Below are 17,514 nucleotides of genomic sequence, written 5' to 3' on the forward strand. Positions count from 1 at the left end.
ATATGAGGGGATTGAATAAAATATATCAAATTTTATGCTGCGTTACCTTCAACAGAAGCACCCTTTAATGATTTAAAGTAATTATCTCCTTTTTCTGCATCATACTGTTTTTCCCATTTTGATATAACTACAACAGCTAGTGAATTACCGATAACATTTACAACTGTTCTTGCCATATCAAGTATACGGTCAATTCCCGCAATGAATGCTAGTCCTTCTAGTGGAATACCTACAGAACCAAGTGTAGCAAGTAGTACAACAAATGATACCCCTGGTACACCAGCTATACCTTTTGAGGTAAGCATTAATACAACAACTAAATTAATTTGCTGTACTATTGATAGGTGTATTCCGTACATTTGTGCAATAAATATTGCTGCAATTGCTTGATAAAGTGTAGATCCATCAAGGTTAAATGAATAACCAGTTGGAACAACAAATGTTGCAATTGATTTTGGACAACCGAATTTCTCCATTTTCTCCATGATTTTAGGCAAAACTGTTTCTGAGCTTGATGTACTATACGCAAGTATAAGTTCATCTTTTAGGATTTTTATAATTTTTATAATACTTGTTCCAGCTATTTTTGCCACTAAACCTAGTACAACTAAAACGAAGAATGCCATAGCGCCATAGGTAGTAATAGCTAGTTTACCAAGCGGAACTAGAGATTTAACTCCAAATTTGGAAACGCTTACACCCATTAATGCAAATACACCAAATGGAGCAACTTTCATAATTTGATTTGTCATCCAGAACATAGCATCTGCAGTTCCTTGACAAAATTTAAGAACTACTTTTCCTTTTTCTCCAATTGCGGAAACCCCTAAGCCAAACATAACTGAGAAGAATATTATTGAAAGCATATTTCCTTTTGCCATAGCATCAACTACGTTTGTAGGAACTATATTTACAAATGTTTCAGCAAATCCATGATGTGCAACTGATTCACTTGTACTTACATAACTTGAAATGTTTGTTTTTACAAGTTCATTCATGTTAATCCCTGTACCTGGATGGAACAGGTTTGCTATAACTAATCCTAATACTATAGCTACTGTAGTTACTACCTCGAAATAAAGTATAGTTTTTCCGCCCAATTTACCAACTTGTTTTATATCTCCTGCCCCTGCAATACCAACAACAAGTGCTGAGAATACAATTGGCACAACTATCATTTTAATTAAACGCAAAAAGATATCTCCAATTGGTTGTAAGTAAACTCCAACTGCCGGGTTACCATAAAACACAGCACCAACTATAACTCCAAGAATAAGACCAATAACAATTTGTGTCGCTAACCCAAGTTTAAATTTTTTCATTCTATCTCACCTTTCTCTTTTAATTATTATTTTCCATATTATGCTTTACTAAATTATGCTTTACTAATTGCACTATTAGTTTCTATATTAGAATTTTATAGTCCAAACTATAAAATCTAACGAAAATCTATAAAATAGTTTTTGAAATTTTTAAAAATAATTAGAATTAAATCATTTCTGCCAAATGATTTAATCCTAGTTGTAATTATTTAAAGTATAAATCATTCTGATAAATAAAATATACAATATACTAAAATTCATTTTAGTATATTGATTGCTTTGCCTAGTAAATACAAAAGTTTATCATTATACTAGTATATTGACATTTTTTTTGATATTCTTATTTACAGAATATCAATTTGTACTAAATTTAAGGGAGTGTAGACTAGTTGAGAAATGTTTCATTAAAGGGGAATTTGTATATTATTATTTTAATGATTATTGTAGTGCCTTTAGCTGGCGAATTAAAACTATATCCTTTTCCTAATACCTTTCGAATTAGCTTTGGTATTCCAGTATTTTTCTTACTTTTACTAGGAATACGAAAAATACCTTTAGTTATATGTGGAGTTCTTGTTGGAACTTCTGTTCTTCTGTTCCGGATCGCTTTAGATTCTAGCGCCAGAGGACTTCCATTTGATTACTCTTTTACGCTTCATTTTCCAACATTTTTTTATTACATGACTTATTCTTACATGTTTCATGTAACTCGATTGAATAATTTACATCGCCATCCACTGATAGTTGGCCTTTTATCTGTTATAATAGAAACAGCTTCCAGCATTGTTGAGTTATCTATTAGACACTACTTTCTAAGAGATATTATTACTTTGCCTATTTTAAATGAAGTTGTCATTATTGCTATTATAAGGAGCTTTTTCGCTCTTGGGTTCTTTTATGCCATAAAACTTCATGAAGCTGAAATATCATCAATACAACAGCAAAAGCAAAATCAGCATATGCTTTTACTTATATCTGGTTTATATGAGGAATCTATTCAACTGAAAAAGTCTCTGAAAGATGCTGAGGAAATTACTAGAGATTGTTATGAATTATATGAGAACTTACTAAATAATGAATGTTCCTTAGACTCAGAAGGACTAACTCAAAAAATATTAGGTATTGCTGGTCAGGTACATGAAATCAAGAAGGATAACCAAAGAATCTATTCTGGTCTTTCAGAGATGATTTCTGCAGAAAACTCAACGGATTATATGAGTATAACTGAAATAGGAAATATTATTATTCAAACAAATCATAAATATGCTCAGTCTTTGGGAAAAGATATTAAATTTATTCTAAATATTGAGGATTCAATACCTTCTTTACATGTTTATACTACTTTATCTCTTGTAAACAATTTAGTTTCTAATGCTGTAGAATCTATAAAAAATACAGGTTTAATAAAAATATCTATCAGCAGAAGTGCAAAGCATATTGAATTTAAAGTTTTCGATACTGGCGCAGGCATTCCAAAACGAAAAACCGAATTAATTTTTAAGCCGGGGTATACTACGAAATATGATGTAACTGGTAAACCTTCAACTGGCATGGGCCTTCCTTACGCTAAAGAAGTAGTAAATAATCTTAAAGGCTGCATCTTTGTTGAGAGTAACCCTGAAAAAAATGAAACCGTTTTTACTATACAACTACCAATTAGCAGTCTAGTGGAGAAAGGGTGGTAATATGAGATTTTTTATTGTTGACGATGATGAGGCTATCCGCTCAATGTTAGCTGAAATAATTGAGGATTATGATCTTGGTGAGATTGTTGGCGAAGCAGATAATGGTTCTATTATAGATAGTCACTTACTTAGCTTGAAGAAAGTAGATATTCTTGTTATTGACTTATTAATGCCTATTAAAGATGGAATTCAAACCATACATGATTTAAGTGGAGATTTTCCCGGAAAAATTATTATGATTTCTCAGGTTGAAGATAAAGAAATGGTTGGTAAAGCGTATTCTCTGGGCGTTGAATATTACATTACTAAGCCAATTAATCGTTTAGAAGTAATAAGTGTCATTCAAAAAGTAGTTGAACATATAAAACTGCAAAAATCTATATATGATATTCAAAAAACCTTGAATGTATTAGAATTTGGTAAACAAAAACAAAAAGATGAAAATAACTTTATAAATAAAAATATAACCTTGGCAGGTCAGTTTCTATTAACAGAATTAGGAATGATCGGCGAAAGTGGAAGCAAAGATTTGTTAGATATGCTAGAATATTTATTTCAACAGGAGAAGCAATCTCCCTTTGAACATGAATTTCCTCCTCTTAAAGACATTTTTACTACTGTAGCAAGTAAGAAATTAGGAATATCAGCTACTGCTCCAGATTTACAAAAGGAGATAAAAGCTTCTGAACAGAGGGTTAGACGAGCAATATTTCAGGCTTTGAATCATCTTGCTTCTCTTGGCCTTACTGATTATTCCAATCCTAAATTTGAGGAGTATGCAACAAAGTTCTTTGATTTTACTGAAATTAGAAAAGTAATGTTGGAATTAGAAAATGACACTAAACCTTCAATATCTAGAATTCGTATTAACACAAAAAAATTTGTTAGGGTTCTCTATTTAGAATCGAAAAAAAGAATGTAATTCTTCATGTGTCTTTAAGAAGCTTCACCTCATGTAGTGGACCCTCAAAATCCTGGTGCAGTAGATGAAGTATTAAATATGGGAGCCCATTGGAATGAAGAAGGTTTTAAAAAGTATAGAGAAAATATAATAAAAACAAACAAGCAGATTCAAGCTACATTTCAAAGAGCATATAGATTTATAGGCGCTGCAAAGCTTGTGCATGATGATTGGAGTAATTATAATAAAGTTTTTTTAGACTATTCAAAGTTGGCATCATTAGAAGAAGAGCTAAAGAGTAAGATTTTATCTCAATATGAACCTACTAATATAGGAAGTGAAAGGCACTTATTTGCTACAGCATTTACACCTAATGGTATTATAACTTTCATGGATGAACTATGTGCTGATTGTGAGAAAGTATATGTATTAAATGGTGGACCAGGTACTGGTAAAACACAAATTCTAAAGTTTATGGTAAACGAATCATTGAAAAGAGGTCTTTTTGTTGAAATATATCATGATCCTCTTATTCCTGAAAGAATTGAGCATATTATAATACCAGCTTTAAAAACTGCAATAGTAACTTCAAACGAAATAAACAATAAGAAATTTAATGGTATTCAAATTTATATGGAAAACCTTGTAGACTATTCTCTTGTTGATAAAGATGAATTACAAAGGGATAAAGAGATTTTTTATGATCTTTTAAATAAAGGACTTTCTATTATATCCTCTGCTAAAAAACTTCATGATGACCTTGAAATATATTATATAGGTAATATGCTTTTTAAAGATATAGATGAGACTTATAATAATTTAATAAATAAACTTTTAAAATATGAAGAAGATTATAAGAAAGAACAGGGTTTATAACCATAAACCCTGTTCTCCTTATTTCTTTATTCTGAATCCTTTAGTATCTGAAACAATTCTACCTATTGAAGTAATTTTCCCTGTGATACAGCCTCTACAGTGTGCAGGAGTATCACCTGTACAAATCTTACCTGGATAAAGAGCATACAATTTTCTATATTCACCTTCAGTTACATTTGGCATAACTACATTAGCTCCACTCCTAAGTGCTATAATTCTTCCATTTTTATTGAGACTCTCCATAGCAGTAGTTGCCGGAATGTTCACATCAGGCATTAATAATCTTGTTATTGCCATAACTTTTAAACTTGTCGTAAATTCTCCACCTTTTTCATCCTTCAAAGGAGTATCTTCATTGGGAATAAAGGGTCCAATTCCTATCATATCTGCTCCTATTTCTTTAAAGAATAAAATATCATCAGCTAGTGAACTTAATGTTTGATTTGGCAAACCAACTAAGCAACCTGTACCAACCTCATAACCTAATTCTTTTATATCCTTTAAGCATCTTTTTCTCTCCTCATGGCTCATCCCCGGATCCATATCCTCATATAAGGCTTTATCGGTAGTCTCTATTCTGATTAGATACCTATCAGCTCCAGCTTCTTTATAAGCCTTATATTCTTCAAAAGTTTTCTCTCCTACACTTACGGTAATTGCCACATCTAGTTTCTTAATATTAGATATTATGTATTTCATCTTGTCTACAGTATAAAAATCGTCTTCTCCGGATTGCATTACTATTGTTTTGTATCCATAACTAACTGCTTTTTTAGCCAAGTCTACTATTTCATCTGGTGATAATCTATATCTTTTTACGTTCTTGTTAGATGCCCTTAGCCCACAGTATAAACAATTCCTTTTGCACATATTAGAAAACTCTATTAATCCCCTTAAATGCACTTCATCTCCAACATATTCTTTTCTCACTCTATCTGCTGCATTAAAAAGTTCCTCATTACAGTTATCATCTTCTAATATTTTAATTATTTCTTCCCTATCTAAAATATGAGCCAGTTCTGCTTTTTTTATTAATTCAATGCTTGTACTCATCTCTTACACAAATCCTTTCTTAAATAATTTTAATCTATCTATAATTATTTTAATAAAATAATTGAAATTTAACTAGATGTATATTTTAAATTTATAAAATATACTAAATTATTTATATAATTTTACAAATTACATAATAAAATTATATAAATAAAGGAGCCTTCAAAATTTGAAAGCTCTTTTATTTAATCGAGGGAGTTCTATAAACATGTAGTTGATGTAATGCCCTTGTGGCCATTACATATTTTAATTTATTTTCTTCATTATAAACATCTTTTTCAGTGTCAATAAATATAACAGCGTCAAATTCTAAGCCTTTAGCAAAATAGCTAGGCAATATAACTTCTCCGCTTGTATAAATTATGTCTTCCCTATCTAACTCCTTTATATGAATATTTTTCTTAAGGAGCTTACCTATAGTATCTGTTTCCGCTAAGTCTCTGCAAATTATAGCAATACTTTCATAACCCTTTTTTCTCAGCTCAGAAACATCCTCAATTATTTCATATGCAAGATCATTCAAATTATTTACCTGTTTTTCTATGACCTCTTCACCATTTCTAACAATAGCAGCAATTTCATTATTTTCTATGTATTTATTAGCATAGTCAATTATTTCTTTTGTAGATCTATAGCTTTTTGAAAGGGTAAAGGTGTGTACATCTAAACCAACTAATATATTTTCCAAATCTAACATCGCTGGATTTCCACTTATAGGCATTATTCTCTGATTGCTGTCACCTACTATAGTAAAAGATTTACATGCTGTTAACTCCTGTATTATGCGAAACTGTAATGGAGAATAATCTTGTGCCTCATCTATAACAATATGTCTTATTTCACTACTGTACTTTAATCCTTCTAGCTTTATCTTTAGATAAATAATCGCTGCTAAATCATCGTAGGTTAATTCCTTACCCTGATTAAACTCATCGTATAGTTCGATAATATTCGGGTTATCTAGCCATAGCAATTTCCTCTTAATTCTAATTACTTCTTGTATCGTTTCTCTTATTCTGTTTCTTTTTATAAACTCAAGATTGTTACGCTGATTCTTTAATTCCTCTTCTGACAGTTTGCTAATTGCCTCTTGATGTTCCTTTTTTATCTGCCTTATTATGTTATCTCTCTCGTCTTTTATTTTAGAATATATTATTCTCTTTATTTTTCTACTTCTTCTGAATAAAGGCATGGATTTAAAGTGGTAATCAAACATTTCATCTATTTCTTCCACATTAACTATAGCTTTGTCATAGAATTTTACACTTTCTATTTTAAAATGTTTATAATCCAAATCCTCTATGATCTTATCTAGTTTCTTGATATATTCTAACGATCCTTTATATGCTATATCTTCATTAAATACCTTATCTCCACTTAATATTTTCTCCATATAATCTTTGAAGCTCATTACTTCTTCCAAGTTCAAAATATCCATAGCAAAATCTTTAAATGTAAGCTGTTTTACTCCTACTTCTCCAAGACTAGGTAAAACTGTTGATATATAATCCATAAATATGCTATTAGGTCCTAAAATTAGAACCTTATCTTGTAATACATTTCTATAATTATATAATAGATAAGCTACTCTATGTAGTGCTATAGTGGTTTTACCGCTTCCCGCAACCCCATCAACTACAGTAACTTGATTACGTGGCTGTCTTATCAAGTTGTCCTGCTCAGCTTGTATTGTCATTATTATATCTTTTAACTTCTCTTCGGTATTTTTACTTAATACCATTTGAAGTATCTCATCTTTTACATCTACACTTGTATCAAACATTCCAAGTAACTCTGCTTTTTTTATTATGAACTGCCTTTTAGATAAAACATTGGCATTTATTTCTCCTAAAGGTCCCCTATAAGTTATTTCTCCAAGTTTACCTGCGTAAAACAAAGCAGCAATAGGTGATCTCCAATCAATTACTACAGGCTCATACTCATCACTTCTAGTTAATCCAAATCTGCCTATGTACATATCCTCAGTTCCAAATTCATCTTCAAAATTAACTTTACCAAAGTAAGGAGAGTTACTAAGTATAGTAAGCTCCCTTAACTTTCTATCAATAATTCTAAATGTTTCTTCCCTGACAAATCTTTCATGATCAAAATATTCTATTAACTTATCTTCATCATCTCTATATTCTTCAATATTCTTTTTTCTTAGATTTATAATGCCTTCTGTAACTTCTCTTCTTTTATTTGTATATTTAAGAATTTGATTTTTTATTTCTTCAACTACATCATTAAGCTTTTCTTGCTCAACAGCAAATTCAAATTCCTTTTTCAATTCCTTTTCCAAATCATTATTTTTCATAGTGAAAATCTCCATTCTACTCTTGTTCTTCTACCGAAGAATTTTCCAATGATTTATCCCCTTTTACCATCTCCATAAATTCATTTCCCATAAGTGTTTCTTTTTCTAACAACCTCTCGGATATCTCTGTTAGCAAAGTTCTATTATCTTTAAGTAAGTTTATAACCTTCTTATGGGCCTCTTTTATTATTTTCAGTGTTTCCTCATCTATAATAGCAGCAGTTTCAGCACTGCAGTTTAACACTGGCCTTCCATCTAAATATCTATTTTGAATAGATTCAAGACCCATCAGATCAAACCTTTCTGACATTCCATACATTGTTACCATACTTCTTGCCGTTTGTGTTGCTCTTTCTATGTCATTGGAAGCTCCTGTAGACATAGTGTTAAACTCTACTTCTTCCGCAGCTCTTCCACCTAACATTACACATATTTGATCTATCATTTCTTCCTTTGTTATTAGGTATTTTTCTTCAGCTGGGAGCTGCATAGTATATCCTAATGCTCCCATAGTTCTTGGAACTATTGTAATCTTATGAACTGGGTCTGTATTCTTTAAAAGTGCTGCTACTAACGCATGACCTACTTCATGGAAAGCTACTGATCTTTTTTCTTTATCAGACAATATTCTATCCTTTTTTTCCTTACCAGCAATTATTACTTCAACAGCTTCTTCTAGGTCTTCTTGCATTACTTCTTTCCTGTTACTTTTCACCGCTCTCAAAGCAGCCTCATTAATTATGTTAGCTAAATCTGCACCTACCGCACCTGGAGTTCCTTTAGCTATAGCATTTAAATCAACACTCTCAGACATTTTAACACCCTTTGAGTGAACCTTTAGTATTTCTTCTCTACCCTTTAAATCTGGTCTGTCTGCTATTACTCTTCTGTCAAACCTACCTGGTCTTAAAAGAGCCTTATCTAATACCTCTGGTCTGTTAGTCGCCGCTAGGATTACAACACCTTTAGATGAATCGAATCCATCCATTTCTGCCAGCAATTGATTTAAGGTTTGTTCTCTCTCATCATTTCCAGTTATGTTACCATCCCTGCTTTTACCTATAGCATCTATTTCATCTATAAATATTATACAAGGTGCTTTCTCCTGTGCCTGTTCAAACAAATCCCTGACTCTGGAAGCTCCCATTCCTACAAACATTTCTACAAATGCTGATCCTGATATAGAGAAAAATGGTACTTTCGCTTCTCCAGCTACTGCTTTTGCTAATAAGGTTTTTCCTGTTCCTGGAGGACCTACAAGCAGAGCTCCCTTTGGAAGCTTAGCTCCTATATCCGTATATTTCTTAGGATTATGAAGGAAGTCTACAATTTCAACCAAAGATTCCTTAGCCTCTTCTTGCCCGGCTACATCGTTAAAGTTTACGCCTGTTTCATTTTCTGCATATATCTTTGCTGTATTTTTCCCAAATGACATAACCCCACTTCCCATTTTCTTATCAAGTCTTCCAAAAAGAATTCTACCAAGAAACATAAATATTATTATTGGAAGTATCCAATTTATAAAAAAATTCTTTATTGGATTATTCTCTTGAGGGGCTCCCCCATACTGTACATGTGCTGCATCTAGTTTTTTAATTAAATCAGGATCATCAACTTTCTCAGTATATAATATTTTGCTCTTTTCTCCTTCTTTAGTTTTAGGAGTAATAACTATTTTATCTCTTGTTATTTGCACCTCTTTGACCTTATTCTGAGAAACATATGTCATAAAATCGCTATACTTTATATGTTGAGTTTTTACATTAACCACATAATCATTAAGAAAAAACATAATAATAGCAACCGCTATTGCATAATAAATTCCATATTTAAGTTTATTACCATCAAACTTTTTATTACCAAACATGTCGAGCCTCCATATCAACATAATTATAAATTACATAATTATATTATAACAATAAAACTACTTTTACTAATAGTTTTTACAAATTGTTTTAAAGTAATTTTTAAATTATCTATATTTTATTTCTCATTCAAGTAAACTATGGCACATTCAGCAAAAACAGCAGCGGCCTTATATATTATGTCTTCATCTATATTAAATTCTGGATTATGAAGAGGCTTAATAATTCCTTTCTTGGAGTTGTATGTACCTACCCAAAAAAATGTCCCTGGTATTTTCTCCTCAAAGCTTGAAAAATCCTCACCTATCATAGTAGGCTTATCAACTATAATTACATTTTTATGTCCTAGTAGTTTGCTGGCAGCCTTTCCTACAACTGATGTAACTTCACTATCATTTATCACTGGTGCATGATATGGAATGAATTCAAAATTATATTTAGCACCATTGGCTAAACTTATACCTTTGATAATAGATTCCATAATATCAGGGATTTTATCTCTAACTTCATAGGTTAACGTTCTTATAGTTCCCTCCATCTCTGCTTTATCCGGTATTACATTATGAGCTGAGCCTGAATTAAATTTTCCTATGGTTATAACAGCAGGCTCTAATGGATCTACCTTCCTACTTATTACAGTTTGGAGGGCCATATATATCTCGCAAGCAACAGCTATTGGATCTATACATTTATGCGGCTGTCCTCCATGCCCACCTTTCCCATATATGCTTATCTTAAAGTTATCTGACGCAGCCATTAATGGTCCAGATTTGATCCCTATTTTACCAGCTTCAATATTAGGCCAAACATGAGCTCCTATAATCGCATCTACTTTGGGATTCTCTAATACCCCACTATGTATTGTTTTTTCTGCTCCACCTTCCTTCTCTTCTGCAGGCTGAAACAAGAACTTTACATTTCCTTTTATTTTATCCTTAAGCTCAGACAAAATTGCAGCAGCACCAATAAGCCATGCAACATGAGCATCATGCCCGCAGGCATGCATTAAGTTAGGGTATTCAGATTTATATTTAATATTATTTTCTTCTGCAATTTTTAAACAATCCATATCTGCTCTTAAAAGTATGGTTTTACCTGGGTATTTGCCTCTAAGTAGACCAACGACACCTGTAACTCCAACATTTCTTTGGACCTCTATACCGTACTGTTCCAGCATCTCTGCTATTATTTTTGCAGTTCTAGTTTCATGTAATCCTATTTCGGGATGGGCGTGTATATCTCTCCTTATAGCTATAAGTTTATCTTTTACCGCTTCTGCCTTCTTTAAAATTATACTTTCATACACAGAGATTCACCTCTTTTATTCTAAAATCTTTATTAAAGTATACTATCTAGCTAATTAAAAATAAAGTCAAACTTAATCTATATAGTAATTATTGCTTAAAGCTTCAATAACTTAAATTAACTTTTAATGAATAAAGAATGAGGCTAGTATCTCCTCATTCTTTATTCATCAAAAATCTACTTTTTATAATTATAACAACTTTATTTTTAATATGCTCTTCCCCAGTAAACTAAATGTTTAGCTTTTTTGCCACAGCATACACATGTGTCTGAAACAACCTCTTGTTCAAATGGCATACAACGAGATGTAGCTCCAGTTACCTCTCTTATCTTATCTTCGCAAGCTCTATCTCCACACCACATTGCCTTAATAAATCCTGGTTTATTTTCAATGATATCTTCAAATTCTTCCATAGTTGTTGCTACATAAGTTTTTTCATCTCTAGTTCTTGTAACTTCTTCTAGCATTGAATTATGAATAATATCTAACATCTCTTGAACCTTTGTTTCAATTTCATCCAATGAAACAATTATTTTTTCTCTGTTGTCTCTTCTTACTAACACAGCTTGATTTTTCTCTATATCCTTTGGACCAATTTCTATTCTTAGTGGAATACCCTTCATTTCATATTCACTATACTTCCAACCTGGCATCTTATCACTGTCATCAAGCTTAACCCTTACAACCTTAGCTAATCTTTCCTTTAATTCTTTTGCCTTTTCAAGTACTCCTTCTTTATGCTGAGCAACAGGAATAATTACCGCTTGAGTTGGTGCAATTCTTGGTGGCAATTTTAAACCACTATCATCACCATGAACCATTATTATTGCTCCAATTAATCTTGTAGTTACTGCCCATGTAGTATAGTGTGGGTACTCTAGTTTTCCATTTCTATCTGAGAACTGAATTGCAAATGCCTTTGAGAAATTTTGACCAAGATAGTGTGAAGTACCTGCTTGTAGTGCTTTTCCATCATGCATTAAGCTTTCAATCGTATATGTGTCATCTGCACCAGCAAATTTCTCTTTTTCCGTCTTTTTACCCATGACTACTGGCATTGCTAACATATCTTCACATAATCTAGAATACATGTTTAATATTTTAAGTGTATGACCTTCTGCTTCTTCTTTAGTCTCATGGATTGTATGACCTTCTTGCCATAAGAATTCAGTTGTTCTTAAGAAAGGTCTAGTTGTCTTTTCCCATCTTACAACTGAACACCATTGGTTGTATAGCTTTGGTAAATCCTTATAAGATTGAACAATCTTAGCATAGTGTTCACAGAATAATGTTTCTGATGTTGGACGAACACATAATCTTTCAGCTAACTCGTCATCTCCACCATGAGTTACCCATGCAACCTCAGGTGCAAATCCTTCAACGTGATCTTTTTCTTTTTGTAATAGGTTTTCTGGTATGAACATTGGCATAGAAACATTTTCATGTCCATACTCTTTAAGTTTTGCATCTACATATTTCTGTATGTTCTCCCAAATTGCATAACCATTAGGACGAATGATCATACATCCTTTAATGCTTGAGTAATCGGCAAGCTCTGCTTTTTTAACAATGTCTGTGTACCATTGTGCAAAATCAACATCCATAGGTGTTATTTGTTCTACTAATTTCTTTCCATTATCCATTTGAATACTCCTCCAATAATTTTTGAGTTTAATTAGAATTTGATACTTAAAACAATCATCAACTGATATTATTACCAACATTGCGCAATTTAGTAATAAAAGGTAATTAAATGCAATATAAAAAGCCCCTAATCCCAAATAGGGACCGAGGCTGTATCGGCGGTACCACCCTTATTAATATACTTGCAAAAATATATTCACTCTTAATTTTTTAACGGAAATTAGCCGCTGTATCCTACTACTATTTCAGTACAGAACTCCGAGGTAGGTTCAAAATGGCTTTTTGGAAATCTCTCACCTTACATTCCCTCTCTTTAAAAAAGCTTAAATTTCTACTAATCCTCTTCCTTATTTTTGTAATATTGAAATTTTTTAAATTTATTTTATATGATAAGACATAAATGTAAAATTGTCAATAGATTATCAAACTAAAATTTTAATATTTACGTACAATTTTTTTACACAGTCTTGATTATGTAATTATCTATAGTTACCCATTAAGTAATCTCCTTATTTTTTAGTTCCTCTATCATAATATTGCAAATGAAATATTATGTTACATATTCTTTATGAAACGAACATTTTAATACTTATTTCATATTATAATATAGATTAAAAATATAAAGGAGAAAGTCAATGTTTTATTGTCCATCAGCAGATATGACAGATTATTACTACAGAGCTAATCAAATAAATTCTTATATTAGAATATTCAATGCCTCTCCCAATTCCCCAGCTCTAGACATTTATGCCAACGGAAATCTTATAGTAACGAATCTTGCTTACAAGGAATTTTCACAATATATTCCTGTTCCTCCTGGTAACTATAATATTAAAGTTTATCCTTCAGGACAAACTACGAATCCTGTTATAGATAGTAATATAAATATTCCTGCAAATACTGTATTTAATATAGCCATAATAGGAACTTTTCCTAACATTAGTTTATATACCATACAGGAACCAACCACTGCTCAAAATTTTGGAAGAGCTTGTATAAGATTTATTAATCTTTCTCCAAATTCACCAGCTGTCGATATAAAGTTATCTGATGGTACAAAAGTATTCAGAAATGTGGGTTATAAAGGCATTACAGATTACGCTTGTATTCCTCCAGGAACATATACCTTCATAATCACTCTTACTGATACTGAAGATATAGTATTAACCGTTTCTAATGTTAATCTAGAGCCTAATACTTACTATACTATCTATACAGTTGGTCTAACTGGAAAGTCTCCGGCTTTAGAAGCTATAGTGGCACCAGAACCAAGATAATACAATGAAGCGAAGGTATTTTTTTATGTTACCTTCGCTTTCATTATACTTATTTGTTAGCTGCTATATTCTAACTAGCTTGGGTCGTTGGCTATAATTTCCGCTCTAGCTTAATTACTGTTTCAACGTGCCTTGAGTGTATAAAAGTGATATAATTTATTAAGAACGATTATTAATTATAATAAAATATTTGTACAGAAAGATATATTTTTCAAAGATAAGTGACGATAGAAATCAAGATGTTGAAATATTGTTTTCTGATGATAATAATATTGAAAATAGGAGGTAAACGAATGAAAAAAATATTTAGCAAAAGGAATTTTATAAAATTTGTTTTTGTAACAATGATATTATCCTCTGTTTTTGTAACAATCAGAATGATTATGGCACCGACAGTTGCATCCTTTTATAATCCCGATGTAAGAGTAAAGAGCGATTACTTTTTGATGCTTTTGCAGTGTATACTCGGCACATTTGCAATGCTGCTTCCGGGCTTTACAGAAAAACGTTTAAAAGTAAACATACCAACAAATATGATATTTGTTTATTCTGCATTTCTTTACTGTGCAATTTATTTGGGAGAGGTAAAGAACTTTTACTACAGAATTCCCAACTGGGATATGATTTTACATACATTCAGTGGTGCTATGATAGGTGCACTAGGATTTACCGTAATAAGTTTTCTGAACAAAACCGAAAAAGTCCCGATTTATCTTACACCTGTATTTGTCGCATTTTTCTCCTTTTGCTTTGCTGTAACTGTTGGTGTCGTTTGGGAGTTTTATGAGTATGCTGCAGACGGATTATTGGGAACCAATATGCAGAAATTCGGAACGGAGAACGGAACCTTGTTCGTAGGGCACTATGCGCTTTCAGATACAATGGCGGATTTGTTGGTAGACTGTATTGGTGCATTTGCAATGTCTGTAATAGGTTATATCTCTATTAAGTACGATAAAAACTGGCATGAAAAATTAATGTTCAAGCGCAAGATTAATTAGGCTAGATAAATATCAATCCCTATATTGCGGTGTCATATAGAGGTTGTAAAATATTTTATGTAAACTTATCACCTCCTTCTATGGTAGAATACTAAAATCATAGAAGGAGTTACTATACCTTTGACAACATTTTGAGGACACCGCCAAAAATTATTATAACAACTTCTAAATCGAAATTATTCTACTCTTTTAAAGTAAAATAGTACATAATCAGCTATTATTTTTACCCAGCGATTTACCGAATTACTTAAAGTAACAGACAAAAAAATCCCCCCAAACCATCAGTCTGAGGGAATATAAAACACACTTCATTATTTACTTAAAAACTTTCAAACCCTTTGATATCAGCTTATTTTTTCTCTATCAACGCCACGCACTCGACATGAGCAGTTTGCGGAAACATATCTACCGGTTGAACTTCTACAGTTTTGTAATTTAAATCATTTAATATTCCTAAATCTCTAGCTAGTGTTCCTGGGTCACAGGATACATATACTATTCTCTTTGGCTGCATTTTAGCTATCGCATCTAAAAGTACTTTTTCACAGCCTTTTCTTGGAGGGTCTACAACCACTACATCTGCTTTTATACCTTTTTCTATTAGTTCAGGAATAACTTTTTCAGATTGTCCTACAATAAAATCTACATTACTAACCTTATTTTGTTTGGCATTTTCTATAGCATTTTCTATAGCCTCAGGAACTATTTCAACTCCATAAACTTTCTTGGCATTCTGTGATAAAAATAAAGAAATTGTCCCGGTTCCACAGTAAGCATCAAATACAGTTTCATTACCTGTTAAGCTTGCATATTCTAAAGCTTTGTTATAAAGCACTTCAGTTTGTATTGGATTTACCTGAAAGAAAGAAAGCGGAGATATATTAAACTTGAAGTCTCCAATATAATCGCTTATAGTATCATTTCCCCATAAGGTTTCACAATGCGGTCCTAGAATAACATTTGTTTTTTTATCATTTACATTCTGTATAATGCTCTTTATATCTATAATATTTTCTGTAATTGATTTTATAAGAGCATCTGCATGTGGAATATCTTTAGTTTTGGTTACTATTACAACCATGGTTTCCTTTGTCTTAAAAGCTTTTCTTATCATTATATGTCTTATAATTCCACTATGCATTTCCTCATTATAAGTTTCTATATTGTATTTTTTAATCCAAGTTTTAACTAACTTAACTATCCTATCAGCAGTTTCATCTTGAATATTGCATGTATCCATATGGATTATCTCATGACTTCTAGGTGCATAAAATCCTATTACAATATCACTTTCTTTTTTACCAACAGGCAGCTGTACCTTATTTCTATATCTATAAGGATTGTTCATGCCTATTGTATTATGTATAACTATACCATTATCTTCTTTTTCTTTGCCCTCTTCTACGACATGCAGCTTACCTATCCTCTCTATGCAGTCCTTTACCCTATTTGTCTTAAACTTTAACTGTGCATTATAAGAATAATGCTGAAGCTGACATCCACCACACCTTTTGTAAGTATTACAAATAGGCTCTACTCTATCTTTTGATGATTCAACAACTTCTAAAAGTTTTCCGATTGCAAAGTTTTTATTTATTTTTATTATTTTTATCTTAACCTTTTCCTTTAACAAAGCACCATTAATAAATACTGTAAAATCATTGATCTTTCCTACGCCTTCACCTTCATAACCCATGCCAGTTATATCTAATATATATTCTTTGTTTTTTTCTATCGGAATAGTTTTACTCATACTTTCACCCGCCATATTATAGTTTTACCTCATTAAAATCTTACTTCAATATTCTACATTTTCCTGATTGTTTTGTCCATCAAAACCTATACTGCAAAAAAATAAGCGGCAAATCCGCTTATTGGTTGTACTCTTTAAAGGTTTCACATTGAGTACGTTCACTTGAGTGTGCCTCTTGCCCATTTATCTGAACAAAATCTGCACTACATAATTTATTAACGTTATATATACAATTTTCTGCTTCACAAGCAATTTTTGGGCTTATTTCTACTGATTCTCCACTAAATAATTGAGTAAATTCTCCAGATAAATTTCTATTAGTAAAGTGAGATGTCGAATATATATCACCTTTTTCCAAAAAAGTATCACAATCTGTTTCTGGACTTGAATGTGCTGAGCTGCCATTTACATGAATACTTGCTGCTACACAAAACTTATTTACATTATTTGCACAACGTTCTGCACTACATCTTAGCTTTCCACTCATGATAATTCCTCCTATCCAAAACTACAT

General features: G+C 31.7%; 13 protein-coding genes and 1 other annotated feature. Of the genes, 5 read left to right on the forward strand and 8 right to left on the reverse strand.

The features are described from left to right. Positions 1-32: 32 nt before the first annotated feature. Positions 33-1,322, reverse strand: coding sequence for a cation:dicarboxylate symporter family transporter (locus I6U51_RS10870; protein WP_211142674.1), 1,290 nt, complete (start codon positions 1,320-1,322; stop codon positions 33-35). A 389-nt stretch (positions 1,323-1,711) separates the two neighbouring features. Here I6U51_RS10870 and I6U51_RS10875 point away from each other — a divergent pair, with 389 nt between their 5' ends. The 3 genes from I6U51_RS10875 to I6U51_RS10885 are packed head-to-tail and all read left to right on the forward strand — an operon-like array spanning position 1,712 to position 4,784. Then, positions 1,712-3,007, forward strand: a complete 1,296-nt coding sequence (locus I6U51_RS10875; RefSeq protein WP_246517260.1) for a sensor histidine kinase — start codon at positions 1,712-1,714, stop codon at positions 3,005-3,007. A gap of 1 nt (position 3,008) precedes the next feature. Beyond that, on the forward strand, positions 3,009-3,929 hold the full coding sequence (locus I6U51_RS10880) for a response regulator (RefSeq protein ID WP_211142675.1): 921 nt from the start codon (positions 3,009-3,011) through the stop codon (positions 3,927-3,929). Positions 3,930-3,965: 36 nt separating this feature from the next. Beyond that, positions 3,966-4,784, forward strand: coding sequence for an ATPase (locus I6U51_RS10885; RefSeq protein ID WP_211142676.1), 819 nt, complete (start codon positions 3,966-3,968; stop codon positions 4,782-4,784). A gap of 18 nt (positions 4,785-4,802) precedes the next feature. Here the strand turns inward: I6U51_RS10885 and hydE are convergent, their stop codons facing one another. From hydE to proS, 5 genes are all read right to left on the reverse strand, one after another. Continuing rightward, positions 4,803-5,837 (reverse strand): [FeFe] hydrogenase H-cluster radical SAM maturase HydE, encoded by a 1,035-nt coding sequence (gene hydE / locus I6U51_RS10890; RefSeq protein WP_211142677.1) that lies wholly within the window; start codon positions 5,835-5,837, stop codon positions 4,803-4,805. A gap of 181 nt (positions 5,838-6,018) precedes the next feature. Then, the gene (locus I6U51_RS10895; protein ID WP_211142678.1) at positions 6,019-8,154 is read right to left on the reverse strand and encodes a HelD family protein; all 2,136 of its coding nucleotides are present in this window, start codon (positions 8,152-8,154) and stop codon (positions 6,019-6,021) included. A gap of 16 nt (positions 8,155-8,170) precedes the next feature. Beyond that, on the reverse strand, positions 8,171-10,021 hold the full coding sequence (ftsH, locus tag I6U51_RS10900) for an ATP-dependent zinc metalloprotease FtsH (RefSeq protein WP_211142679.1): 1,851 nt from the start codon (positions 10,019-10,021) through the stop codon (positions 8,171-8,173). 116 nt (positions 10,022-10,137) lie between these two features. Then, positions 10,138-11,325, reverse strand: a complete 1,188-nt coding sequence (locus I6U51_RS10905) for an amidohydrolase (protein WP_211142680.1) — start codon at positions 11,323-11,325, stop codon at positions 10,138-10,140. Positions 11,326-11,531: 206 nt separating this feature from the next. After that, positions 11,532-12,968 carry a proline--tRNA ligase gene (proS, locus tag I6U51_RS10910; RefSeq protein ID WP_211142681.1) on the reverse strand — a complete coding sequence of 479 codons (1,437 nt, stop codon included), beginning with the start codon at positions 12,966-12,968 and terminating at the stop codon, positions 11,532-11,534. Between the two features lie 137 nt (positions 12,969-13,105). Next, positions 13,106-13,326, reverse strand: a binding site (T-box leader). A gap of 278 nt (positions 13,327-13,604) precedes the next feature. On the opposite strand from proS, the gene I6U51_RS10915 reads away from it, so the two are divergent. Then, positions 13,605-14,246, forward strand: coding sequence for a DUF4397 domain-containing protein (locus tag I6U51_RS10915; RefSeq protein ID WP_211142682.1), 642 nt, complete (start codon positions 13,605-13,607; stop codon positions 14,244-14,246). A gap of 293 nt (positions 14,247-14,539) precedes the next feature. After that, positions 14,540-15,247, forward strand: coding sequence for a DUF2238 domain-containing protein (locus I6U51_RS10920; protein WP_211142683.1), 708 nt, complete (start codon positions 14,540-14,542; stop codon positions 15,245-15,247). A 349-nt stretch (positions 15,248-15,596) separates the two neighbouring features. Here I6U51_RS10920 and rlmD read toward each other — a convergent pair whose 3' ends face one another. Together rlmD and I6U51_RS10930 are read right to left on the reverse strand one after the other, a co-directional pair. Beyond that, entirely contained in the window at positions 15,597-17,000 is a 1,404-nt protein-coding gene (gene rlmD / locus I6U51_RS10925) for a 23S rRNA (uracil(1939)-C(5))-methyltransferase RlmD (protein ID WP_211142684.1), read from the reverse strand. A 118-nt stretch (positions 17,001-17,118) separates the two neighbouring features. After that, positions 17,119-17,487 (reverse strand): DUF1540 domain-containing protein, encoded by a 369-nt coding sequence (locus I6U51_RS10930; RefSeq protein WP_211142685.1) that lies wholly within the window; start codon positions 17,485-17,487, stop codon positions 17,119-17,121. Positions 17,488-17,514 lie beyond the last annotated feature (27 nt).

This window comes from Clostridium aciditolerans, assembly GCF_016316925.1.
Taxonomy (GTDB): domain Bacteria; phylum Bacillota; class Clostridia; order Clostridiales; family Clostridiaceae; genus Clostridium_AM; species Clostridium_AM aciditolerans.

Coding starts and splice junctions, on each gene's coding strand:
- I6U51_RS10870 (WP_211142674.1), bottom strand. CDS start 1,322: ATGAAAAAATTTAAACTTGGGTTAGCGACACAAATTGTTATTGGTCTT.
- I6U51_RS10880 (WP_211142675.1), top strand. CDS start 3,009: ATGAGATTTTTTATTGTTGACGATGATGAGGCTATCCGCTCAATGTTA.
- hydE (WP_211142677.1), bottom strand. CDS start 5,837: ATGAGTACAAGCATTGAATTAATAAAAAAAGCAGAACTGGCTCATATT.
- I6U51_RS10895 (WP_211142678.1), bottom strand. CDS start 8,154: ATGAAAAATAATGATTTGGAAAAGGAATTGAAAAAGGAATTTGAATTT.
- ftsH (WP_211142679.1), bottom strand. CDS start 10,021: ATGTTTGGTAATAAAAAGTTTGATGGTAATAAACTTAAATATGGAATT.
- proS (WP_211142681.1), bottom strand. CDS start 12,968: ATGGATAATGGAAAGAAATTAGTAGAACAAATAACACCTATGGATGTT.
- I6U51_RS10915 (WP_211142682.1), top strand. CDS start 13,605: ATGTTTTATTGTCCATCAGCAGATATGACAGATTATTACTACAGAGCT.
- I6U51_RS10920 (WP_211142683.1), top strand. CDS start 14,540: ATGAAAAAAATATTTAGCAAAAGGAATTTTATAAAATTTGTTTTTGTA.
- rlmD (WP_211142684.1), bottom strand. CDS start 17,000: ATGAGTAAAACTATTCCGATAGAAAAAAACAAAGAATATATATTAGAT.
- I6U51_RS10930 (WP_211142685.1), bottom strand. CDS start 17,487: ATGAGTGGAAAGCTAAGATGTAGTGCAGAACGTTGTGCAAATAATGTA.